At 47.1% G+C, this 21,526-nt stretch carries 21 protein-coding genes and 1 other RNA gene; 11 read left to right on the top strand and 11 right to left on the bottom strand.

The features are described from left to right. Positions 1-24: 24 nt before the first annotated feature. From BLQ44_RS12595 to ilvD, 6 genes are all read right to left on the bottom strand, one after another. Positions 25-813 carry an STAS domain-containing protein gene (locus BLQ44_RS12595; protein ID WP_093194261.1) on the bottom strand — a complete coding sequence of 263 codons (789 nt, stop codon included), beginning with the start codon at positions 811-813 and terminating at the stop codon, positions 25-27. Then, on the bottom strand, positions 800-1,444 hold the full coding sequence (locus BLQ44_RS12590) for a cobalamin B12-binding domain-containing protein (protein ID WP_093194260.1): 645 nt from the start codon (positions 1,442-1,444) through the stop codon (positions 800-802). Before BLQ44_RS12590 ends, BLQ44_RS12595 begins: the two co-directional genes overlap by 14 nt. A gap of 8 nt (positions 1,445-1,452) precedes the next feature. Next, a complete protein-coding gene (locus BLQ44_RS12585) occupies positions 1,453-1,821 on the bottom strand; it encodes a hypothetical protein (protein ID WP_093194259.1) in 369 nt (122 codons plus the stop codon). Then, on the bottom strand, positions 1,818-2,123 hold the full coding sequence (locus BLQ44_RS12580) for an antibiotic biosynthesis monooxygenase family protein (RefSeq protein ID WP_093194258.1): 306 nt from the start codon (positions 2,121-2,123) through the stop codon (positions 1,818-1,820). The genes BLQ44_RS12585 and BLQ44_RS12580 overlap by 4 nt, the downstream gene beginning before the upstream one ends. Positions 2,124-2,241: 118 nt before the next feature. Further along, positions 2,242-3,054, bottom strand: a complete 813-nt coding sequence (locus BLQ44_RS12575; protein ID WP_093194257.1) for a VLRF1 family aeRF1-type release factor — start codon at positions 3,052-3,054, stop codon at positions 2,242-2,244. A 138-nt stretch (positions 3,055-3,192) separates the two neighbouring features. Then, positions 3,193-4,887, bottom strand: a complete 1,695-nt coding sequence (ilvD, locus tag BLQ44_RS12570) for a dihydroxy-acid dehydratase (RefSeq protein WP_093194256.1) — start codon at positions 4,885-4,887, stop codon at positions 3,193-3,195. 196 nt (positions 4,888-5,083) lie between these two features. On the opposite strand from ilvD, the gene murB reads away from it, so the two are divergent. The 5 genes from murB (at position 5,084) to BLQ44_RS12545 (ending at position 10,163) form a co-directional block, all read left to right on the top strand. Then, on the top strand, positions 5,084-6,001 hold the full coding sequence (gene murB / locus BLQ44_RS12565; RefSeq protein ID WP_093194255.1) for a UDP-N-acetylmuramate dehydrogenase: 918 nt from the start codon (positions 5,084-5,086) through the stop codon (positions 5,999-6,001). 158 nt (positions 6,002-6,159) lie between these two features. Then, positions 6,160-7,083, top strand: a complete 924-nt coding sequence (locus tag BLQ44_RS12560; RefSeq protein WP_245688167.1) for an ABC transporter ATP-binding protein — start codon at positions 6,160-6,162, stop codon at positions 7,081-7,083. After that, positions 7,084-8,034 (top strand): ABC transporter permease, encoded by a 951-nt coding sequence (locus BLQ44_RS12555; protein ID WP_093194253.1) that lies wholly within the window; start codon positions 7,084-7,086, stop codon positions 8,032-8,034. A 24-nt stretch (positions 8,035-8,058) separates the two neighbouring features. Further along, complete coding sequence (locus tag BLQ44_RS12550) at positions 8,059-8,763, top strand: response regulator transcription factor (RefSeq protein ID WP_093194252.1); 705 nt, start codon at positions 8,059-8,061, stop codon at positions 8,761-8,763. Further along, positions 8,727-10,163, top strand: coding sequence for a sensor histidine kinase (locus BLQ44_RS12545; protein WP_143004719.1), 1,437 nt, complete (start codon positions 8,727-8,729; stop codon positions 10,161-10,163). Before BLQ44_RS12550 ends, BLQ44_RS12545 begins: the two co-directional genes overlap by 37 nt. A gap of 104 nt (positions 10,164-10,267) precedes the next feature. On the opposite strand, the gene ssrA is transcribed toward BLQ44_RS12545, so the two are convergent. Both ssrA and smpB read right to left on the bottom strand, forming a co-directional pair. After that, positions 10,268-10,631, bottom strand: a transfer-messenger RNA (tmRNA) gene (gene ssrA / locus BLQ44_RS12540). A gap of 48 nt (positions 10,632-10,679) precedes the next feature. Next, positions 10,680-11,150, bottom strand: coding sequence for an SsrA-binding protein SmpB (gene smpB, locus BLQ44_RS12535; protein ID WP_093194250.1), 471 nt, complete (start codon positions 11,148-11,150; stop codon positions 10,680-10,682). A 122-nt stretch (positions 11,151-11,272) separates the two neighbouring features. Here smpB and BLQ44_RS12530 point away from each other — a divergent pair, with 122 nt between their 5' ends. Beyond that, positions 11,273-12,106 (top strand): GNAT family N-acetyltransferase, encoded by an 834-nt coding sequence (locus tag BLQ44_RS12530; protein WP_093194249.1) that lies wholly within the window; start codon positions 11,273-11,275, stop codon positions 12,104-12,106. Between the two features lie 25 nt (positions 12,107-12,131). Here the strand turns inward: BLQ44_RS12530 and rnr are convergent, their stop codons facing one another. The 3 genes from rnr to secG all read right to left on the bottom strand — a co-directional run bounded on the left by rnr (position 12,132) and on the right by secG (position 15,707). Further along, positions 12,132-14,393: a ribonuclease R gene (gene rnr, locus BLQ44_RS12525; protein WP_093194248.1), complete on the bottom strand. Its 2,262-nt coding sequence runs from the start codon at positions 14,391-14,393 to the stop codon at positions 12,132-12,134. Positions 14,394-14,435: 42 nt separating this feature from the next. Then, the gene (locus BLQ44_RS12520) at positions 14,436-15,179 is read right to left on the bottom strand and encodes an alpha/beta hydrolase (protein ID WP_093194247.1); all 744 of its coding nucleotides are present in this window, start codon (positions 15,177-15,179) and stop codon (positions 14,436-14,438) included. Between the two features lie 294 nt (positions 15,180-15,473). Then, positions 15,474-15,707: a preprotein translocase subunit SecG gene (secG, locus tag BLQ44_RS12515; protein WP_093194246.1), complete on the bottom strand. Its 234-nt coding sequence runs from the start codon at positions 15,705-15,707 to the stop codon at positions 15,474-15,476. Positions 15,708-15,915: 208 nt separating this feature from the next. Between secG and BLQ44_RS12510 the strand changes: the two genes are divergently transcribed. Genes BLQ44_RS12510 through ptsP form a run of 5 tightly spaced genes read left to right on the top strand, consistent with a single transcriptional unit; the run spans position 15,916 to position 21,504 of the window. After that, positions 15,916-16,662, top strand: a complete 747-nt coding sequence (locus BLQ44_RS12510) for a DeoR/GlpR family DNA-binding transcription regulator (protein WP_093194245.1) — start codon at positions 15,916-15,918, stop codon at positions 16,660-16,662. Further along, positions 16,659-17,579, top strand: coding sequence for a 1-phosphofructokinase (gene pfkB / locus BLQ44_RS12505; protein ID WP_093194244.1), 921 nt, complete (start codon positions 16,659-16,661; stop codon positions 17,577-17,579). The genes BLQ44_RS12510 and pfkB overlap by 4 nt, the downstream gene beginning before the upstream one ends. Beyond that, on the top strand, positions 17,579-19,462 hold the full coding sequence (locus BLQ44_RS12500) for a PTS fructose transporter subunit IIABC (RefSeq protein ID WP_093194243.1): 1,884 nt from the start codon (positions 17,579-17,581) through the stop codon (positions 19,460-19,462). Before pfkB ends, BLQ44_RS12500 begins: the two co-directional genes overlap by 1 nt. Before the next feature lie 52 nt (positions 19,463-19,514). After that, on the top strand, positions 19,515-19,781 hold the full coding sequence (locus tag BLQ44_RS12495) for a phosphocarrier protein HPr (protein WP_093194242.1): 267 nt from the start codon (positions 19,515-19,517) through the stop codon (positions 19,779-19,781). A 4-nt stretch (positions 19,782-19,785) separates the two neighbouring features. Beyond that, positions 19,786-21,504, top strand: a complete 1,719-nt coding sequence (gene ptsP / locus BLQ44_RS12490) for a phosphoenolpyruvate--protein phosphotransferase (RefSeq protein ID WP_093194241.1) — start codon at positions 19,786-19,788, stop codon at positions 21,502-21,504. Positions 21,505-21,526 lie beyond the last annotated feature (22 nt).

Here is a 21,526-nt window from a genome sequence, read left to right as displayed (position 1 = left end):
GATTCAAAAAGAAAAGAGGAGTCATTACTCCCCTTTTTCTTCCAAAAGTTTTCGTCGTTCATTCAGGTAATTCCGTACGACCTGCTCCAAAGACTGCAAGAATCGTACATCAGATGGCAGTGCCCATTTGTAGATATTCGGAACATGACGCGGGTGAAGACCGATCACCATGATTTCAAGCCCCATGTGACTAAGTGCTTTCATCAATCCGGCGAGGAGTTCGAATCCATCCCTTTCGATATTTCCTACCGCTGTGAAGTCAAAGAGAATCCGGTCCGCTTCACTATCCCGCACGTCATCCAGCAAATGCTGTTCTATGCTGCGGATCTTCTGATGGGTCAAGTCTCCGAATAACGGAACAAGGGCCGCTTCTTCCGTCAAAGAAATGAAGGGAGCAGAAAGTCTATTGTTCTGTTCAGTCACCGCTTCCGCACGTTCTTTCTCTTCCACCAGCTCGATTTTGGTCTTTGTCAGCTCCGATTGGATGGACTGAAGTCTGGTAGCCACTTTGTCGACCTGGTTATCCTTTGGTACAAGCAGGACCTCAGCGAAGAGTTCATTCTCCCATGTAATATAGGCGTCTGCTAAGAATACAACGTCATCCTTTTTCAATATATTCATCTCCAGCTTCGCCTTCTCGTGTCTGGGGTGCAGCCATTCTTTCGCTTTCTCCTTCGTCTCCATATCGACGACTTCACTGAAATTCAAAGGGAGCCCGAATAGTTCTTCCGCCTCTTTGGAATACTCACGGATATTCCAGTTGGCGTCTATTTTCAGGTAAGGAAGGGGAAACGCAGACTCAGCTCGTTTCATCGAACGTCCCCTCCTTCTCTTTGTTCAGCCAGCCTTTGATCTCAGCGAGGGACCCTAATGTGTCGACACGTGAGGTATTCCATTCTTTCATTCCGTACTTCTGGACAATTCGTCCTCCTACGAGAATATAAGAGCCTGGAACTGTTTCTTCAATAATACGAATGATTTCTTTCAGCGCCGGTACACGATATGATAAAGATGCAGAAACGCATACGACGTCCGGCTGATATTTCTCGATTTGGGACAGGACATGGTCATTCGGCATGCCAGCCCCAAGGAATCTTGCATCCCATCCCTGCTCACGGAAAAGATCCGCTGCCATTTTCAGACCAAGGTGGTGCTGTTCTTCCTCTACGTTGAAAAATATCGCCTTCCGTCCATTGGTCTCACTCGTTCTCGGAGATAAAAGCGTCAAAATGTAATCACAGATCGCCGTCGCTAAATGCTCGTCGGCTACGGTGATTTCGTTCTTTTGCCACAATTCCCCTACGTGATACATAGCTGGTGTGATAATGTCTTCATGAACTTCTGTCAGAGAGCGTTCTTCTTTCCACTGCTGCACAAGTTCGAGCGCCTCTTTCTCTTCCCCCTCCAATAGATGAGAAGCGAGTTGTTTATATACTTCTTCCATTTCTCTTGTCACCTCGTGTTGGTCATCTGCTCCAAGTATGAAATCGAGGTCTCCAGCAAATGATCATGATAATTCCGTTCGTCTTCTTTCATTTCCACTTCTTTCATATATTTCTGTATCATCCGGTAGTTCTCCTTGATAAGACCGGTTCCCACGCCTCTTGAAACCAATACATCATTCAACCATTCGGTATAATCTTTGAAGAACTTCTCGTCCTGCAACTCATAGGATAGTTCGAGATGCTCCATGTGATGATCATTGTCTTCTCTCGTATGCCGCTTTCCTTTTTCACCGAACTTATCCAGAAGCCAGGGATAATTCGTATAAAATTCCTCTACTACCCTATCTGTAATAAATCGTTTCGTTTCTTCATTCATGTGGCCACGACCTCGTATTTGGAAACTTTCGGCACGTATCCCTGCAACTCTTCGTCAGGATAATTCTTTTCGAGTTCATGGATTTTCTTGAATTGCTCGCTTCGTGCCCAGGAAAGGTAAGCCTGTTTATCCTCCCATTCCATATGAACGGTCAATTCTCCGGGGCGGTGTTCATTCTGCAATAGTTGAAAAGATAGAAACCCGGGCTGACTATCCACTAACCGGGAGCGTTTTTGATATATTTGAATCAGATCTTCAGCTTTGTGATCAGGGACTGTCACTTTCGAGTCCACGACGTACATTATTTCTCACTCTCCCATTTATTTCAATGATTTCTATTTTAACATATGTACGTGTAACTTTTTACAATTGCGCACAATAATAACCCTTCGGCCACTCGGACCGAAGGGTGCAGTCTTTTTAATCTTCGTATACGACCTGGTCGATCACTTTCATTTCTTCGTGATCCAACAGGTTCTTGTTGACGACCTTGTCGGCTTCTTTGTTCATGTTATCGCGGAGATCATCGATTTCTTCTTTATCTCCGACCATGATGATGCGTTCCCAGCCAAGTTCTTTCGCCTGCTTATCAAGCTTCGGCGCTACGCTCTTATACCAGCGGTAACGGTTGGCTTCGAAACGTTCATTATACTGATCGGACTTGGATTGTTTCGGTCCGCCACTTCCCATGGAAGCGCCTGCTGCGTGAGGCCCCTGGTGCAGCTTCCAGTCTTCTGTATCAACATCAAGTTCATACAGTTTCGTATCTTTCACTTGACCGAGTTCTGCATCAATCAGTTTGATATTGTCTTTCTGTGTAAGTACGACTCCTGTCTTAGGAAACTCTTCGTACATCTTCTTCAGCTGATCGACGACCGGCTGCTCTTCCCAGTAGAATGCCGTTTCGACAGGCATCTGGAATCGCTCTGCGAACCATACCGTTTCATCTGCGGAAGCGATGATCACAAGGCTCTTCGCAAAATTCTGCTCGTTTTCCTTCACATAGTTATCCACTTTCTCTTTGACAGCCCAGTAGTTCCGCTTCTCATCGGAATCGCCGTCTTCCTGTAGATAATGCTCAAAGTTGTTCAACCCATTCTTAAGGTGGATCTTCCACTCTCCTCCCTGTTGATCAGGGTCGGATGGGTCTGTATTTAAGTACATAGTAAATACCTTTTCCGGTTTCATTAAATGAACATTCTCTAGTTTTGTAATTTCTTTTTTCAAATCCAAAGCACTTCACTCCTTCAATACGTGTTTGATATGTATGTTTCCTGAAAGAAACCACGCTAAACTTCTATTTCCGAAAAAGGGGATTTTTATCATTTTAAAAGCCGCCTTCCCCTATGAGGGAAAGCGGCTTCAGCAAAATTATTCGTTCGGATCATCGGTGACTGCACCTTTGGAAGCGGAAGACACAAGCTTCTGATACTTCGCCAGAACGCCTCGCTTATACTTCGGTTCCGGACGCTGCCAGCTCTTTCTGCGTTCTTCGAGCTCTTCGTCACTCACGTGCATATTGATCTCCTGGGTCTTACTGCTGATGTTGATCACATCTCCATTTTGAAGGAGACCGATAGGCCCGCCGACATAAGCTTCAGGAGAGATATGGCCGATTACGAATCCGTGGCTTCCCCCGGAGAAACGTCCATCTGTGAGAAGGGCGACTTTTCCTCCGAGACCCTGACCGACGAGCATCGCCGTAATGGAAAGCATCTCCGGCATTCCCGGTCCGCCTTTCGGTCCGACATTACGGATGACGACGACGTCGCCTTCTTTCACTTCGCTGTTCGAAATGGCGGATGTCGCCTCCGCTTCACTGTCATACACTTTCGCAGGACCTTCGAAATTGGTGATCTTGAGTCCGGACATTTTCGCAACAGCCCCATCCGGAGCTAGGTTACCTCTCATAAGAACGAGAGAGCCTTCCGCTTTGATCGGATTATCGAGAGGACGGATGACTTTCTGTCCGTCTTTCAATGGATACACGCTCTCGAGGTTTTCCGCAAGCGTCTTTCCGGTAACCGTGATACAGTCGCCGTGCAGGTAACCATTGTCGTGGAGAAGCTTCATGACAGCAGGTACCCCACCCGCTTCGTACAGATCCTGCATGACATATGTTCCGCTCGGCTTCATGTCTGCAAGGAATGGCACTTCTTTACGGATACGTTCGAAATCATCAAGCGTGATATCCACTTCCGCGGCGTTCGCCATCGCAGTCAGGTGAAGGAAGGCGTTCGTGGAGCCACCGAGAGCCATCACGACTGTAATTGCGTTTTCGAACGCTTCTTTCGTCATGATATCTTTCGGATAGATCTCTTTTTCAAGAAGATCGACGACAAGCTCTCCGGCCTGGCGACATTCTTCTTCTTTATAATTGTTCACAGCAGGTGTCGAAGAAGATCCAGGAATACTCATTCCAAGGGCTTCTACCGCTGCTGCCATCGTATTCGCTGTGTACATTCCTCCGCATGCACCCGCGCCTGGACATGCGTTACATTCCACACGGTGCAGCTGCTCCGCGTCGATTTCTCCACTCTGATACTGTCCTACCGCTTCAAAGGATGAAACGATATCGATGTCTTTTCCGTCCAATTTTCCAGGCTGAATCGTTCCACCATAAATATAAACGGAAGGAAGATTCAGTCGGCTGAGAGCGATCATACAGCCAGGCGTCGTCTTATCACAACCACCGATAGCTACGACCCCGTCGAGACGCTCCGCATTCGTTACCGTCTCAATGGAATCGGCAATAATTTCACGGCTCGGGAGGGAGAAGTGCATTCCTTCGTGCCCCATCGCAATACCGTCAGATACCGTTATCGTATTGAAAATCATAGGTGCACCGCCGTTATCCCCGGCTCCACCTTTCGCTTTTCTTGCAAGTTCATCAATATGTACGTTACACGGAGTCACTTCACTCCAGGTACTCGCAATCCCGATCATCGGTTTTTTGAAATCTTCATCTGTAAAACCTACAGCCCGCAGCATTGCACGGTTGGCTACTCTATTTTCATCATCACTGATGACATTACTTCTTATTCGCAGATCTTTATCTTTCGACATCTCTCGCACCCTTTCAAAACAAGTTTACAATGATGATACTAGTTTATCCGTGATTTAGCAATAAGTTTTCTGAATAGGGAAAACTTTCGTGAAGGCGGAATTTCCAAATTGAGAACCCCGACTCTTTCCAATGTTTACGTAATGTTATACACTAGCATAGGATAAGATAAGAAATATGAATGTAGGAAGTGTAAGTATGGATAGAAATGAAATATATAAGGAACTGAAACGTATCGTTCAACCGGAGTATGTGAAAATCGATGAACCCCTGAAGGATCATCTGTACACGCAGTTGGGCGGCAAGGCTGACTATTTCGTCATGCCGACGACGTTTGAAGAAGTTCAGGAAGTCGTGAAATTCACGAACCGAATCGGAATCAAGCATACGCTTCTCGGCAATGGCTCCAACCTCATCATCAAAGATGGCGGTATCCGCGGAGTCGTGATGAACCTGAAGCACCTGAACACGATCAAGAGTGAAGGAGACACCCTCGTAGCTCAGAGCGGCGCCAGAATCATCGATGCTTCTATGCACGCGCTCGAGGAGAGTCTTTCGGGACTGGAGTTCGCCTGCGGAATTCCGGGAACCGTCGGTGGTGCTCTGTACATGAACGCCGGGGCCTACGGCGGGGAAATCAAAGACGTCCTTGATTATGCATATGTCGTGGATAAAGAAGGAAACCTGGTGAAACGTCTCGCCAAAGACCTGGATCTTGATTACCGAACAAGTAATATCCCGGATAACGGGGACATCGTCGTAGAAGCGACCTTCAACCTGAAACCGGACAATTATGAAGATATCAAAGCAGTAGTGGATGACCTCACGTATCGCCGGGAATCGAAGCAACCACTCGAATACCCTTCTTGTGGCAGTGTCTTCAAACGACCTCCCGGATATTTTGCCGGGAAATTGATCCAGGACAGTGACCTCCAGGGAACAAATATCGGTGGTGCCGAAGTTTCCACCAAACACGCCGGCTTCATCGTCAATAAGGACAATGCGACGACGACGGACTATATTTCAGTCATCGAACATGTCCAGAAAACCGTAAAAGAGAAATTCGATGTAGAACTCGAACGTGAAGTGAGAATCATTGGAGAAGACAAAGAGTAGATGCCTGGGGGACCGTCCCCCTTTTTGTGTAGAATACTGCAAGCCTGGAGATGCTATTATCCATCTCCAGGCTTTTTTTAATATGTTAATACTTTTTTAATACTTTTCTAAGGGATTGATAAGGTTCTCCAGCCATAATGGACCCAGGAGGGATGGAAATGGAAAAAACACCAGTCGCAGAACTGATAAACGTTAAGAAACGAATCGGAAAAACAACGATCATCGATGACATATCCCTGAAGGTCTATCCTGGAGAAGTATTCGGTTTCCTCGGTCCGAACGGCGCAGGAAAAACGACGACCATCCGGATGATGGTAGGACTGATGGATATTACAGAAGGAGAGATTCTGATCCACAACAATAGTGTAGAGAAGAATTTCGAGAAAGCCATCGCCCACATCGGAGGAATCATCGAAAATCCTGAGATGTATAAGTTCCTGTCAGGGTACGACAACCTCGTCCATTACGCAAGGATGGCTCCAGAAAAGGTGACAAAGGAACGAATCCTTGAAGTAGTGAAACTCGTAGGGCTTGAAAAAAATATTAAGAACAAAGTGGGAAGCTATTCGCTCGGGATGAGGCAGAGACTAGGGCTGGCACAAGCTTTGCTCCACTCCCCTTCTCTGTTGATTCTCGATGAACCGACCAATGGCCTCGACCCGGCAGGAATCCGTGAAATCCGCAACTATATCCGAAAAATCGCTCATGAAGAAAATCTCGCCGTATTCGTTTCCAGCCACCTGCTTGCTGAAATGCAGCGGATGTGTGATCAGATCGGCATCATCCAGAATGGAAAGTTGATCAGTGTAGAATCTGTCGGGGATTTTGTCGGGTCCTGTTCCAAAAAGAACGTCCGCTTCCAAGTCAGCCCGATCAGTGAAGCAGTTAAAGTTCTTGGGGCACCCTATGATTCGCTCATCACAGGTCAGGGAGATGATTATATCGATATGACGGTGAGTCATGAACATATTGCGGAAATAAATAAACTCCTCGTCCTGAACGATGTGGATGTATATAGCATTGTAACGCTTCAATCGACGTTGGAAGAGAAATTCCTCGAAATCACAGGAGGTGGACAATAAATGGCCAAACTACTGAAATTGATCCAAAATGAAAACATGAAGCTATATAAACGCTTAGGAACATGGATCATGATAGGCATTATCATTATAGCCGTTCTAGGCATAGGTGTGTTTTCAAAGTTTTTTATGGATTCGGGCGAAAATACAAATTGGCAACAGAGACTCGAAGCAGAAAATCTTCAGCTTGAAAGACAGCTCGAAGAAAGCCCTTTTCAAAGTGCCGGGGAAGCCTACGTAACGAAACAAATAGCCATCAACAACTATCGGATTGACCAGGACATTCCTCCTCTTCACTCCCAGTCTCTTTGGGGTTTTATGATCGATACCACCAACCTTACTGGTATTATAGCTTTATTTGCCATCGTGATTGCCGGAGGAATGGTCGCCAGTGAATTTTCCTGGGGGACGATCAAACTGTTACTGATCAGACCTGTCAGTCGTACCAAAATCATTCTGTCGAAGTACATTACGACTATTCTGTTCGCCCTGTTCAGTATGGTATCGCTATTCCTATTCTCTTTCCTCATAGGCAGTGTGTTTTTCGGGCTGGAAGGAGCGGAAGACCCTTATCTCGTATATAATGAGGGAGAGGTGCGGGAAAGAAATATGATCAGTCATATCATCGGTCTGATAGGATTCAACAGCGTCGATCTGCTGATGATGGTGACATTGGCTTTCATGATTTCCACCGTGTTCCGCAGCAGTTCTCTCGCTATCGGAGTTTCCATATTCCTCTTGTTTACAGGACCTCAGGTTACTCAGTTACTAAGTAGCTATGACTGGGCCAAGTACGTGCTGTTTGCCAACACGAATCTGCAGCAGTATACCAATGGAACTCCACTGGTGGAGGGGATGACGATGACGTTCTCTATTATCGTACTACTTGTTTATTTCATCCTTTTCACCCTTACCACATGGGTTGTGTTCAAAAAGCGTGATGTAGCTGCTTAATATTGAAAATGAAGGCGGGTTGTTATGCCTAAAGAGAAAATTTTGATCGTCGAAGATGAAAAAGAACTGGCAGAACTTGTGAGGGACTACCTTCACGCTGAAGGGTATGAAGCCATTCTAAGCTACGACGGGGAAGAAGGCCTCGCCCTTTTCCACAAGGAAAATCCCGTGATGGCCGTTCTGGACATTATGCTTCCGAAGATGGATGGAATCGAGGTATGTCGAAGAATCAGGGAAGAATCGAACGTCCCTATTCTTATGATGAGCGCGAAGAAAAGCGATACAGACAAAATCATCGGTCTCGGTATCGGTGCCGATGATTATATTACGAAGCCGTTCAGTCCCGGAGAGTTAGTCGCAAGAATCAAGGCCCACTTGCGTCGATACAAACACTTTTCCCGGCCAAAAGAAGAGGCGGACGATAACCTTATCGAGTACAAGGATCTGAAATTGGATGTAAAACGGCACGAGCTCTTCGTCAGAGATGAAAAGGTCAACCTGTCCGCTACAGAATTCAAGCTGCTTCATTTATTACTTTCCCACCGGGGGCAAGTCTTTTCCAAAGAACAGCTTTATGACAGGATCTGGGGATATACGAGCTACGGGGATATCAACACTGTGACCGTCTACATGAGCAAAATCAGGGACAAAATTGAGCGGGATTCCACAAAACCGGAATATGTGCAGACTGTTTGGGGCGTTGGATACAAATTCAGCGATTTCTCATGACCTCCAGTCTCAAAACAAGACTCGTTCTCGCATTTCTATCGACGATTATCGTACCGATCCTTGCCGGCGTTCTCACCATGTACCTCGGTGCCAGTAATCCTGATGAGGAAGAAGAGCAGCTCGATCGGTTATTTATCGAAGTGAGGGAGGAAATAAGGGCACATGAAGAAAACCTCCCTGACGGAGATGTTTTCTATGAGGACATAGAGCCGCTTCTAAATCACTACGACATGAATATCACTATCCGTGACCAGGACGGTCAATTGCTATTTGACTCGGTCAATTACCGTCAGAGAAGCGAAGAGAACAGCTTCCTGCCTGGTTTCAATACATTTACCATTCAGACAGATTCGGAAACAGGAGCACCCTGGGAAGTGACCATCGATGCCGGTTCTTCTGAAAGAGAGCCATTCCAACAAATGACGAACGTTTTACACGTCCTGTTTCTCAGCATAGGTATCGGCCTTCTTACATTACTGTTAATGATCATTATATGGACAACATATATATCGCGGACGATTCTGACACCTTTGAAACAAATCTATAAGGCTACGGAAGAAATGAGAGACGGAAATCTGGATTATCCTATCCGGTACAGAAGAAAAGATGAGATAGGCAGGTTCATCCAGGGGTTCGATTACATGAGGCAGCATCTGAAGGAATCCTCTGTAAAGCAGCAGCAATATGAAGAATCAAGGAAAGAACTGATCGCCAGCATTTCCCACGATTTACGCACCCCTCTCTCTTCCATCAAAGGATATGTGGAAGGACTGAGAGATGGAATTGTGCGAGACGAGGAGAAGAAGCGACACTACCTTCAAGTGATCCATGACAAGACCACTCACCTGGATCATCTGATCGAAGACCTTTTCGAGTTTTCCAAGATGGAAGTCGACCAACTTCCAATGGACAAAGAAGTTGTGAACGCTTCTGATTATTTCAAGGATCTTCTGCACAACTACCAAGCGGAACTGATCGACCAACACGTGCAAGTCACTTATACAGAGAACATCGATTCGGTCAGTATCCTGATTGATCCCCTACGCCTCAGTCAGGTGATGAATAACCTGCTTGAAAACGCCGTACGCTACGGAAGCGACCGCATTTGGATAGACGTTCATTCCGATCAGAACCGGAGAGAACTCGTCGTCCGTATTGCTGACAACGGACAAGGAATCGAAGAGGAAGACCTTTCCTATATCTTCACTTCCTTTTACCGGGCGGAAAAATCCCGTACAACGGAAAAAGGCGGCTCCGGTCTCGGACTTTCCATCGTGAAATATATCGTCAAAGCCCATGGTGGAGATATACAGGTGGATAGTGAAGAAGAGAAAGGAAGCACTTTCGTATTTACAATTCCTTTGTATGTAACAGGAAATGCACCTGAAGAAGATGCATGAACATTAGTCAGCTATAAGAAAAGACCAGAGTTCTTCAAAAAGGAACTCTGGTCTCTTATGTGTATGATTATTTTTGGCAATAAAAAACCACCAATAGTATGTATTGGTGGAGACGGTGGGAGTCGAACCCACGTCCGGAGATAACGGCACTCGGGCATCTACAAGCTTAGCCGATATATTCTGTTTCGCGAACTGCTCAGCCTATCGACCGGCATCTCGCAGACGCTAACCTGATTGGTCTCTTCGTCTCTCCTCAGGTGGTGGAGAAACGCGTAGCCTGCTTCAGTTTGAGACCCTTGCACCGGCACACAGGCGATGCCGGGAAGGATCGCTCAAGCCAGCTTACGCTGCTAGAGCTAGGTTATCTTCAGATTCGCCAGTTATATTTAGGCAAATGACGTTTTACGAGCCGTCGCCTCGACCTGCAGCCCGAGTTCGAACTATCCCCGTCGAATCCGTAACGTCCCCGTTACAGTAATGAAGCTGCATTTACTTGATTTATTATAGCACATTTCACTATTTTTGCAAACTATCCTTGATCGCACGGTCCATTTCCCTTTTGACCTGCTTCTGCTTAAGGGCTTCACGCTTATCGTACTTCTTCTTCCCTCGGGCAAGGCCTATCAATACTTTGGCTACACCGTTCTTGATATATACCTTCAACGGTACGATAGAGTACCCTTTCTGCTGGATCTGACCGACGAGTTTATCGATCTCTTTCCTGTGCAGAAGCAACTTCCGGGCACGGGTCGGATCATGGTTATAGATATTCCCCTGTTCATAAGGAGAGATATGCATGTTGTGGATGTACATTTCCCCGTTTTTATTGACACGGGCGAAGCTGTCTTTCAAGTTGATCCGGCCATTACGGATCGACTTGATTTCCGTTCCCTGAAGAACGATTCCCGCTTCAAAGGTTTCTTCAATAAAATAATCATATCTCGCTTTCTTATTCTGGGCAATCGTACGGCCCGCTCCTCTTGGCATGGGTACCAACTCCTTACTTCTATGCTTTTCATTCTACCAAATTCCCTCATTTAATGAAAAAGATATTTCATTAGACACCCGGAATACCGTTGGGATACTATAATTGACAGGGAGGGTTGAAAATGAACGTAACAATGAAACAACTGACTGAACAGGATAAACCATCCTTCGCTTCCATGTCGACCGGAATCGAAGATGATTACATAGCACGTATTTTTGAAAGACTCGTCACTTCCGACGTTCACACGCTTTATGGTATGTTCCAGCAGGGACAACTCGTGTCCACAGCAGGATACAGCCTTTTCGCAGAAGGAACCTATGCCATGCTCGGGAGGCTCCGTAGCGATTTGAACCACCGAGGAAAAGGGTACTCTACTGAGCTCCTTCACCATATTATACACGAGCTGAGGAAGCGCGGGGATATAGAGTGGATCGGAGCCAATACCGAAACGACCAATCCTCAGGGAAGGCGCGTTCTTGAGAAACTGGGCATGACTCCTTACGGCCCGCTCACGTATACCGTCGTTCCAAGAAGTGAATTCGAAAAACTCCCCAGTTCCGAACACGAGTGGATAGAAGTTCAATCTACATCGGAGAAAGAGGAGATCATCAAAACTTTGCATCCTGACCGGTTGTTTCCTTATGAATGCTACTATCCTTTCCCTTTGTCGGATGCGCTCCTTCGTGAATTCCGGACAGACGAAGCACGCCTGTTCCTTCATCCGGATGAACAGCGTTATGTATTATTGAAGGAGGATTTCAAAGGATATGAATACACGAATGTCATTTATCCATTCTCCGATGCAGCCACAGAACGCGGACTGCATCAGATTGTAAAAGCATACCTGGATGACCATCCCGATCACTACGGAGCGTGGTTCAACCAGACCACCACAGACGCCCCACTCCCGTTTAAAAAGGAAGCACGGGGCGAGTGGCTACTCTATAGGATTTAGAAAGCCGGAGAAATTCCGGCTTTTTTCATTTCTTCTTTTTCTTAGGAACGCCTTTGTTTCTATAGAAAGGCTTGTTCCCTTTCTGTTTCTTTTTCTTCTTGGCGCTCGCCTTCACCTGTTTCGGCTGCTCCGTGCGCTTCTTTCTTTCCCGTTTCGGTTTCATACCGACGATTTCAAAGTCAACGACACGCTCATCAAGGTTTACGTTGACGACTTTGATGTTCACTTCGTCACCGATGCGGAACATGTTACCGGTTCTCTCTCCGACAAGCGCGTACTGTTTTTCCATGAAGTTATAGTAGTCATCCGTCAGCGTACTGACATGGACCATACCTTCCACGGTGTTCGGAAGCTCCACGAACATACCGAAACTTGTGACGGAGCTGATGATCCCTTCGTATTCTTCACCGATTTTGTCCTGCATGTACTCGGCTTTTTTCAGGTCGTCGGTTTCACGTTCGGCATCTACTGCGGCACGTTCCCTCTCGGAAGAATGACGGGCGATTTCCGGCATATTTTCTTTCCAATGCTTTCTCGTCTCATTACTTACGTCCCCTTCGATGATGTAAGTGCGGATCAGACGATGCACGATCAGGTCCGGGTAACGACGGATCGGAGAGGTGAAATGCGTATAGAAGTTCGTCGCCAGGCCGAAGTGACCTACGTTTGTCGGGTCATATTTCGCCTGCTGCATGGAACGGAGCATCAGTTTCGAAATGATGAGATCCTCCTGCGTTCCTTTCACTTCTTCCAGCACCTTCTGAAGTGCCTGCGGATGTACGTCGTCGGATGTTCCTTTTACGGAATAACCGAGATTCCCTACAAACTCGAAGAAATTCTGCAATTTCGCGGAATCAGGGTCGTCGTGGATACGATAGATCGCGGGTACGTCCATCCAGTGGAAATGCTCCGCTACCGTTTCGTTGGCAGCCAGCATGAATTCCTCAATCAGCTTCTCGCCGACAGAACGTTCACGCAGTTGCACGTCTTTCGCCTTTCCTTCTTCATCCACAATAACGCCGGCTTCTTTGAAATCGAAGTCGATCGCACCACGGTCAAAACGCTTCTCCCGCAAGATCTGTGCAAGGTCTTCCATGTCTTTGAACATCGGCACGAGCGGCTCGTAGCGTTTCTTAAGTTCTTCGTCATCATCGACAAGAATACTGTTGACGTCTTTGTACGTCATCCGTTCATCTGTCTTGATCACACTTTGGAAAATTTCATGATTCACGACTTCCCCGTCTTCGTTGATCTCCATTTCACAGGAAAGCGTCAGGCGATCCACTTGTGGGTTCAAGGAACAGATACCGTTCGATAGGCGGTGTGGAATCATCGGAATGACACGGTCCACGAGATACACGGAAGTCGCACGTTCTGCGGCTTCTTCATCAATAGGTGATCCCTCGTCCACATAATAGGAAACATCGGCGATATAGACACCAAGCTTATAGTTCCCGTTGTCGAGACGCTTCACCCGGACGGCATCATCGAGGTCTTTCGCATCCGCTCCATCAATCGTGACAATCTGCTCATCACGAAGATCACGGCGGTTTTTGATTTCCTCCTCGCTGATCTCATCGGGCGTTTCTGTCGCCTGCTTCATAACGTCATCCGGGAAATCCACCTGGATGCCGTGCTTGTGAATGATGGAAATGATATCGATACCCGGGTCGTTTTTATGACCGAGGATTTCCGTCACTTCCCCTTCAGCACTCATCCGACCTTCCGGAAACTTCGTAATCTCGACGATTACTTTGTGTCCGTCAGCCGCTCCATTTTCTTTTCCTTTTGGAATGAAAATATCATTCGGAATCCGTTTATCATCGGCAACGACGAAACCGAAGCTTCCATTCGCATCGTACGTACCGACGATTTTCGCCTGGGCACGTTCTAAAATACGGATGACAGACCCTTCCGGACGATGGCCATCATCCTGGCGCTTATCGACGCGTACCAGGACTTTATCATTGTTCATCGCACTGTTCAGGTCAGAGTGATGCAAATAGACATCATCCTTCTCCTCATCTTCCGGCAGCAAAAAAGCGAACCCTTTCGCATTCATCTGGATCCGGCCTTTGATGAGATTCATCTTATCCGGAAGTCCGAAGCGGTTTTTCCTTGTGCGGACAAGCTCCCCTTCTTCCTCCAGGGCATTCAGTTCTTTCATCAATTCCTTGAAGTCTTCACTTCCTGATAATCCTAATTCTTCTTCTAATTCATTGACAGACAAAGGGCGCGTCGCCGATTCTCTGAAAAAGTCCAATATTTGTTTTCGTTCTACAGACATAATTGTCCTCCTTTTCGTTATTCGGACACGTCCCTCTCACCTTTATGACCAGTCCAATGAATTCAGAAACTCCAGCACGTCTTCGTGCAGCTGTTCTTTTTCTTTATCCATCGTAATTACATGACCGGAGTTCTCATACCACTTGATATCCTTCTGATCGGACTCGACCGTTTCATAAATATAAGTAGCGCTCTCCGTATTGATCATTTCATCTTTTGCGGCCTGTACGACGAATGTCGGCGTGTAAATCTCGTCCACATGATCGTGCACTTCATTGATGAACTGGCCTAACTGAGTGAACATGTCCTTTGATTCTTCTAATAGTTGATTGATTTCGTTTTGAATGGTTTCTTTGTCTTTACCTTCTAGTTGTTTGAATTCTTTCGCTTTATATTGAAACCCTTGGGTCAGTTGCTCTTCGTTGTCGAAAAACATAGGGGCGCACATCGGTACAATACCCTGAATGTTCTCACAGTATGCGAGTTTCAGCCCTAAAACTCCTCCGAGAGAAAGTCCCGCGACAGCGATCTTTTCGTACCCCTGGTCTCTCAGATGCTGAAGGGCATTCTGTACGTCCTCCCACCATTCTTCCGGTTTCACGTCGATGAGTGCTTCGAGTTCCTTCCCGTGACCGCGGTAGATGGGTGCATGTGCCGTATATCCATTTTTCTGCAGGAAGCGCCCCATCATGCGGACGTCCGCTGAATTTCCTGTGAAACCGTGCAAGAGCAGCACAGCACGATCTCCGCCTTCGAATGTAAATGGTTCAGGTAATTTCACTTTCATTGTTTTTCTCTCCTTATTCTCACTATTTCCTTTTTCCACTAAAAAAATTCTATCCATAAAAAGAAAGATGAAGCCGTTCCTCCGGCTTCATCTCAAGCTCAAGAAGCGGGTTGCCCCGCTTAACAGTGCTGGTAAAGACAGACGGAAAGAGACCTGTTCCCTGTTCAGGGACGAGATAATCACTTATAGATATACCTCTCCTGTAACAAGAAAGTAATTCCCCAACCACCCTGCCTGAAATATGAAATTATACCAATGAAAAAGCCACGCTCTAGAAGGCGCGGCTTACGAACATTATCCTACAATATACCCGGATAGAAACGCCAGTACGAAGAAAAGGACACCAGTTACAATCGTAGCACGGTGAAGCACTTTGTCTATTCCTCTGGCTTTCTGTTTACCGAAAACCTGTTCAGCCCCGCCGGAAATCGCTCCTGATAATCCCGCGCTTTTCCCGGACTGCAACAGTACGAGTGTAATCAAAGCAATTGTATCAATAATAAGTAATGAAATCGTAAGTGTTTGCATTGTTTATTCGTTGCACCTCCTGAAACGGACACATGACTAGAACAAATATAGCATATTTCCCCATTTGCGACAAGGCTTAATTCCATCCGGCATTTTGTGACGGAAAATGAACGTTATTTTGAACGTATTTGATAATTTATGAATGATTATGATTGATTTATGTAAGCGCTTCTTTTATTATGAAGTCAGAAACGAAAGGAGGGACAATATGCTGACAGCGGAAAGACACCAGCTTATCCTTTCTTTGCTGGCGGATAAACAGACGATCCGCCTGCAGGAAATCATCGATCACACCAATGCCTCCGAATCTACCATACGTAGAGATCTGGATACCCTCGAGAAAAAAGGAAAACTTAACAGAGTACACGGTGGTGCTTCGGCCGCGACTCTCACTAAAGAAGAAGCGACTATGAGTGAAAAATCGGAAAAGTTCCACGCCGAGAAGGAAGCCATCGCCTCTTTCGCAGCACGATTCATCAAAGGAAAAGAAACGATTTTCCTTGATGCCGGGTCGACGACGAATCTCATGATCCCTCATCTCGACCCTTCCATTACAGTGGTAACGAACGGACCGGAGCATTTGCCGATGCTCGCTGAACGAGGGATTACCACTTATCTCATAGGAGGGTTTGTCAAACCGGGGACAAGAGCCGTCATAGGAGCAAATGCCGTGGAGAATCTTAGGCAATACCGCTTCGATCGTTGCTTCGTAGGCGTGAACGGCATTACGGAAGAGGACGGACTCACTACTCCGGATCCTGAAGAAGCAGCCATCAAGAAGAATGTATTGGCCCAATCTCTGAGCCGCTATATTTTGGCCGATCACTCCAAATTCGGCACTCGCACCTTCACCAAATTCGGAGATCCGGAAGATGCCATTCTGATAACAGATGCATCCACTCCTACCGCAGAAAAACTAAAAAGTAAAACGGAAATAGAGGTGGCACACCCATGATTTACACACTCACATTGAATCCATCTATCGATTATACGATGCACGTCTCGAACTTTGAGCCAGGCGGGCTGACGAGAGCTACCGAAACGGATTATTACCCTGGAGGTAAAGGAATCAACGTATCACGCGTCCTCTCCCGGCTCGACATCCCTTCCACGGCTCTCGGATACATCGGAGGGTTTACAGGAGAATTCATCAGAAGCGCTTTGAAAACGGAAGGAATAGAGGAATCCTTCATTGAAACGAATCAGCCGACGAGAATCAATGTGAAATTGAAAGATGACGTCGAATCTGAGATCAACGGGCCAGGCCCTGAGTTGAACGACTTACTGCAGAGAAGGTTGCTGGAGCAGCTGGATCGTCTGACTTCAGAAGATCGATTGTTGCTTGCAGGTAGCATTCCTTCCTCCTTGCCTGATTCTTTCTATCGGACCATCGCCGAGAAATGCATTAAGAAGAACATACCGCTTGCGGTGGACACTTCAGGGCAGGCACTCAAGGAGTTGCTTGATTACCCGTTGTATCTGATCAAACCCAATCAGAAAGAACTCGAAGATCTATTCGGCGAACCTATCGACTCCAAAGAAAAAACGGCCCTTTACGCCAGGAAGCTGGTGGAGGAAGGGTGTGAACACGTCATCGTATCTCTCGGAGGCGAAGGTGCAGTATATGTAGATAAAGAAACTACCCTTTTCGCTGACGCCCCTAAAGGGGAAGTCATCAATACGGTCGGTGCCGGAGATTCTATGGTCGCCGGGTTTCTAGCAGCCAAAGAGCAACACCTCTCACCGGAAGAAGCTTTCCGGAAGAGCGTTGCCTGTGGCAGTGCTACCGCTTTCGACAGTGACTTAGGCAAGCGAAAAGATGTAGACGATCTGTATGAATCCATCATCATCCATCAGGGAGGGAAAGAATAATGAAAATTACAGATTTGCTTAAAAAAGACACGATGCTTCTCGACATGAACGCATCTTCCAAATCTCAGAGTCTGGATCAGCTGGCTGACAAACTCCATAATGCCGGTCGATTGAACGATCGTGATGAGTTCCGTCAGGCTATCCAGACGCGTGAAGAACAGAGTACGACAGGTGTAGGAGATGGGATTGCCATCCCCCACGCAAAATCAGCCGCTGTCAAAGAGCCCGCTATCGCATTCGGTCGTTCCAAAGAAGGAATCGACTACGAATCGCTTGATAACCAGCCGGCTCACCTCTTCTTCATGATTGCAGCGACAGACGGTGCTGATAATACGCACCTGGAGACATTGTCCCGACTTTCTTCCTTTTTAATGGATACCGAATTCCGCAAACAGTTGGAAAACGCAACTTCCGAAGAAGAAGTCATGGAAATCATCAACGCTAAAGAAGCAGAAGAGGACGGCGAAGAGGAAACGCCGGAAGAATCCGACCAGCTTATCCTCGCCGTCACTGCCTGCCCTACCGGTATCGCACATACGTATATGGCAGCGGATAAACTGAAAGATACAGCAAAACAGAGAAACATCCCGATCAAAGTCCAGACCAATGGTTCAAGCGGCGTCAAGAACAAACTGACTGCTGACGATATCAGCCGTGCCGATGCAATCATCGTGGCAGCAGATACGAAAGTGGACATGAGCGGTTTTGACGGGAAACACGTCATCGAAGTGCCTGTAGCCAAAGCGATCCACGAACCGGATAAATTGCTCGATCGCGCTTTGGACCAGGACGCTCCCGTCTATCATGCCGATGGAAAGAAAGATGCGGCAGAAGATTCGAAAGGACGCTCCGGCATCTATAAACACTTGATGAACGGTGTTTCGAACATGCTCCCTTTCGTCGTCGGAGGCGGAATTCTGATCGCTTTCTCTTTCTTCTTCGGAATCAATGCAGCTAACCCAGACAGTGATCAGTACAATCCATTCGCAGAAATGTTGTCGACTATCGGCGGAAACGCGTTCTTCTTCCTGGTACCTGTCCTTGCCGGTTTCATCGCTTCGAGTATCGCGGATCGTCCCGGCTTCGCTCCTGGTATGGTAGGTGGTTATATTGCCGTTTCTTCCGGTGCTTCAGACGGCGGTTCAGGTTTCCTCGGTGGCTTGATCGCAGGTTTCCTCGCCGGTTATTTGACGCTTGGTGTGAAGAAAGCGCTCGAAAGTTTACCGGCATGGCTTGATGGATTGAAAACCGTACTCTTCTATCCGGTACTAGCCATTTTCGGTACAGGAATCATTATGCTTGTCATCAATCCACCGCTCACAAGTGTGTACACAGGTCTTCTGAGCTGGTTGGAAGGATTGAGCGGTGCAAACGTAGCCATTCTCGGTATAATCATCGGCGGTATGATGGCTGTCGATATGGGTGGTCCAGTCAACAAAGCAGCCTACACATTCGGACTCGCAACGCTTGATGCCGGTAACTATTCGATCATCGCAGCAGCTATGGCCGGAGGTATGGTTCCTCCACTAAGCCTTGCGCTTGCAAGTACCATTTTCAAAAATAAATTCACGAAAGAAGAACGTGAAGCCGGCAAGACAGCTTACGCGCTTGGTGCCTGTTTCATCACGGAAGGTGCTATTCCATTCGCTGCCGCCGACCCGGCACGAGTAATACCTTCGGTGATCACCGGATCTGCACTCGCAGGTGCTCTCACGATGCTGTTCGGTATCGGTCTCACAGCTCCGCATGGCGGTATTTTCGTCATCGGTCTCGTTGAAGGTGGCTTCACGGGTGCCCTACTTTACATCGTCGCCATCGTCGTAGGATCGATAATTTCAGCAATTATGCTCGGATTCTTGAAAAAAGACCTCACAAAGGCTTAAAATAGTGTAGTTAGGAAAAGTATATATCTACACTTTTGAGGAGGAAATTATTATGGTAGAAAAGACATTCAAAATCACATCAGCTGACGGCGTTCACGCCCGTCCAGCGACCGTACTTGTACAAAACGCAGGGAAATACGAATCTGACATCAACCTGCACTATAAAGAAAAATCCGTAAACCTTAAGTCCATCATGGGAATCATGAGCCTCGGCATCCCTGCCGGAGCGGAAGTGAAAATTTCCGCTGAAGGTGATGACGAGCAGGAAGCGATCGACCATCTTGCTCAGACTATGCAGAACGAAGGCTTGGGGGAGTAATCGCATGACACACTTGCAAGGAATTGCAGCTTCCAGCGGGATTGCTATTGCCAAAGCATACCGCCTGGAAGCTCCTGATCTTTCTTACACCAAGAATTCCATCGAAGAACCTGATAGAGAAATCAAGCGCCTTCACGATGCCCTTGAGATCTCCAAATCAGAACTGGAAAAGATCAAAGAGCATACGAGAAACTCTCTCGGAGATGAACATGCGGAGATCTTCTCTGCTCATCTGCTCGTTCTAAGTGACCCTGAACTGATTCAGCCGATGGAAGATAAAATCAAATCAGAGAACGTGAATGCGGAAGCTGCCCTTGATGAGACAGCTAACATGTTCATTGATATGTTCAAGAACATGGACAACGAATATATGAAAGAGCGTGCGGCGGATATCCAGGACGTAACGAAACGCGTCTTGGCCCACTTATTGGAAGCGGAATTCCCGGACCCTGCCCTGATCAATGAGCAGGTAGTCATCGTCGCAGAGGATCTTACTCCTTCCGATACAGCACAGCTCAACAAAGAATTCGTCCAAGGTTTCACGACGGACATCGGTGGACGTACGTCCCACTCTGCCATCATGGCGAGATCTCTGGAAATTCCGGCAGTCGTCGGAACGAAGGATATCACGAAGAAAGCCGATAAAGACGTCATGATCATTGTGGACGGACTCGATGGAGATGTCATCATCGATCCGAGTGACGAACAGATCGCCTCCTACAAAGAAAAGCAGGCTCAATTCGAAGAGAAAAAGAAAGAATGGGCCAAGCTCAAAGATGAGGCTACGGTCACAGAGGACGGACATCACGTCGAGCTCGCCGCAAACATCGGTACTCCTGAAGACGTAGATGGTGTACTCGACAACGGCGGAGAAGGTATCGGCCTTTACCGTACGGAGTTCCTTTATATGGGTAAAAACCAGCTGCCGACAGAAGAAGAGCAGTTCGATGCCTACAGCTCTGTATTGAAACAGATGGGTGATAAGCCTGTGGTCGTCCGGACACTTGATATCGGCGGAGACAAAGAGCTTGATTATCTCGATCTTCCTGATGAGATGAACCCGTTCCTTGGTTACCGCGCGATCCGTCTGTGCCTCGAACGTGACGATATTTTCCGTACGCAGCTTCGCGCTCTCCTGCGCGCAGGTGTATACGGAAACCTGAAAATCATGTTCCCGATGATTGCTACTCTTGACGAATTCCGTCAGGCGAAAGCGATTCTGATGGAAGAGAAAGACAACCTCAAGAGTGAAGGTGTCGATGTAGCGGAGAACTTTGAAGTCGGTATGATGGTAGAAATCCCTGCAACTGCAGTAATCGCTCGTCAGTTTGCCAAAGAAGTGGATTTCTTCAGTATCGGAACCAATGATCTCATCCAATACACGATGGCTGCCGATCGTATGAATGAGCGCGTTTCTTACCTTTACCAGCCATACAACCCTGCCATCCTCAACCTCGTAAGCAACGTCATCGACGCTGCTCACGCGGAAGGGAAATGGGCCGGTATGTGCGGAGAAATGGCCGGAGACGAAATCGCCATCCCTATCCTGCTGAGTCTCGGACTTGATGAGTTCAGTATGAGTGCAACTTCTATCCTGCCTGCCAGAACGCAACTTCTCGGATTATCCCAGGAAGAAATGAAGGGGTACAAAGATGAACTCCTGTCCATGGGCACAGCTGATGAAGTAGTAGCTTTCGTCAAAGAAAAAGCAGGTCTTGCATAAGTTCTCCCGGATGTGTCACTCT

Origin of the sequence: Salimicrobium halophilum, assembly GCF_900100295.1 — a bacterium.
In the GTDB taxonomy this organism is placed as follows: domain Bacteria; phylum Bacillota; class Bacilli; order Bacillales; family Halobacillaceae; genus Salimicrobium; species Salimicrobium halophilum.
Note: the sequence above shows the minus strand (reverse complement) of the source record. Positions and strands in the feature narration are given on the sequence as shown.

Excerpts from the sequence above, each read along its gene's own strand:
- BLQ44_RS12495 (WP_093194242.1), top strand. The coding sequence starts at position 19,515 with ATGGTAGAAAAGACATTCAAAATCACATCAGCTGACGGCGTTCACGCC.
- BLQ44_RS12530 (WP_093194249.1), top strand. The coding sequence starts at position 11,273 with ATGAACGTAACAATGAAACAACTGACTGAACAGGATAAACCATCCTTC.
- BLQ44_RS12590 (WP_093194260.1), bottom strand. The coding sequence starts at position 1,444 with ATGGAAGAAGTATATAAACAACTCGCTTCTCATCTATTGGAGGGGGAA.
- rnr (WP_093194248.1), bottom strand. The coding sequence starts at position 14,393 with ATGTCTGTAGAACGAAAACAAATATTGGACTTTTTCAGAGAATCGGCG.
- smpB (WP_093194250.1), bottom strand. The coding sequence starts at position 11,150 with ATGCCAAGAGGAGCGGGCCGTACGATTGCCCAGAATAAGAAAGCGAGA.
- BLQ44_RS12580 (WP_093194258.1), bottom strand. The coding sequence starts at position 2,123 with ATGTACGTCGTGGACTCGAAAGTGACAGTCCCTGATCACAAAGCTGAA.
- BLQ44_RS12520 (WP_093194247.1), bottom strand. The coding sequence starts at position 15,179 with ATGAAAGTGAAATTACCTGAACCATTTACATTCGAAGGCGGAGATCGT.
- murB (WP_093194255.1), top strand. The coding sequence starts at position 5,084 with ATGGATAGAAATGAAATATATAAGGAACTGAAACGTATCGTTCAACCG.
- ptsP (WP_093194241.1), top strand. The coding sequence starts at position 19,786 with ATGACACACTTGCAAGGAATTGCAGCTTCCAGCGGGATTGCTATTGCC.
- secG (WP_093194246.1), bottom strand. The coding sequence starts at position 15,707 with ATGCAAACACTTACGATTTCATTACTTATTATTGATACAATTGCTTTG.
- BLQ44_RS12585 (WP_093194259.1), bottom strand. The coding sequence starts at position 1,821 with ATGAATGAAGAAACGAAACGATTTATTACAGATAGGGTAGTAGAGGAA.
- BLQ44_RS12500 (WP_093194243.1), top strand. The coding sequence starts at position 17,579 with ATGAAAATTACAGATTTGCTTAAAAAAGACACGATGCTTCTCGACATG.
- pfkB (WP_093194244.1), top strand. The coding sequence starts at position 16,659 with ATGATTTACACACTCACATTGAATCCATCTATCGATTATACGATGCAC.
- BLQ44_RS12510 (WP_093194245.1), top strand. The coding sequence starts at position 15,916 with ATGCTGACAGCGGAAAGACACCAGCTTATCCTTTCTTTGCTGGCGGAT.
- BLQ44_RS12555 (WP_093194253.1), top strand. The coding sequence starts at position 7,084 with ATGGCCAAACTACTGAAATTGATCCAAAATGAAAACATGAAGCTATAT.
- BLQ44_RS12550 (WP_093194252.1), top strand. The coding sequence starts at position 8,059 with ATGCCTAAAGAGAAAATTTTGATCGTCGAAGATGAAAAAGAACTGGCA.
- BLQ44_RS12595 (WP_093194261.1), bottom strand. The coding sequence starts at position 813 with ATGAAACGAGCTGAGTCTGCGTTTCCCCTTCCTTACCTGAAAATAGAC.
- ilvD (WP_093194256.1), bottom strand. The coding sequence starts at position 4,887 with ATGTCGAAAGATAAAGATCTGCGAATAAGAAGTAATGTCATCAGTGAT.
- BLQ44_RS12560 (WP_245688167.1), top strand. The coding sequence starts at position 6,160 with ATGGAAAAAACACCAGTCGCAGAACTGATAAACGTTAAGAAACGAATC.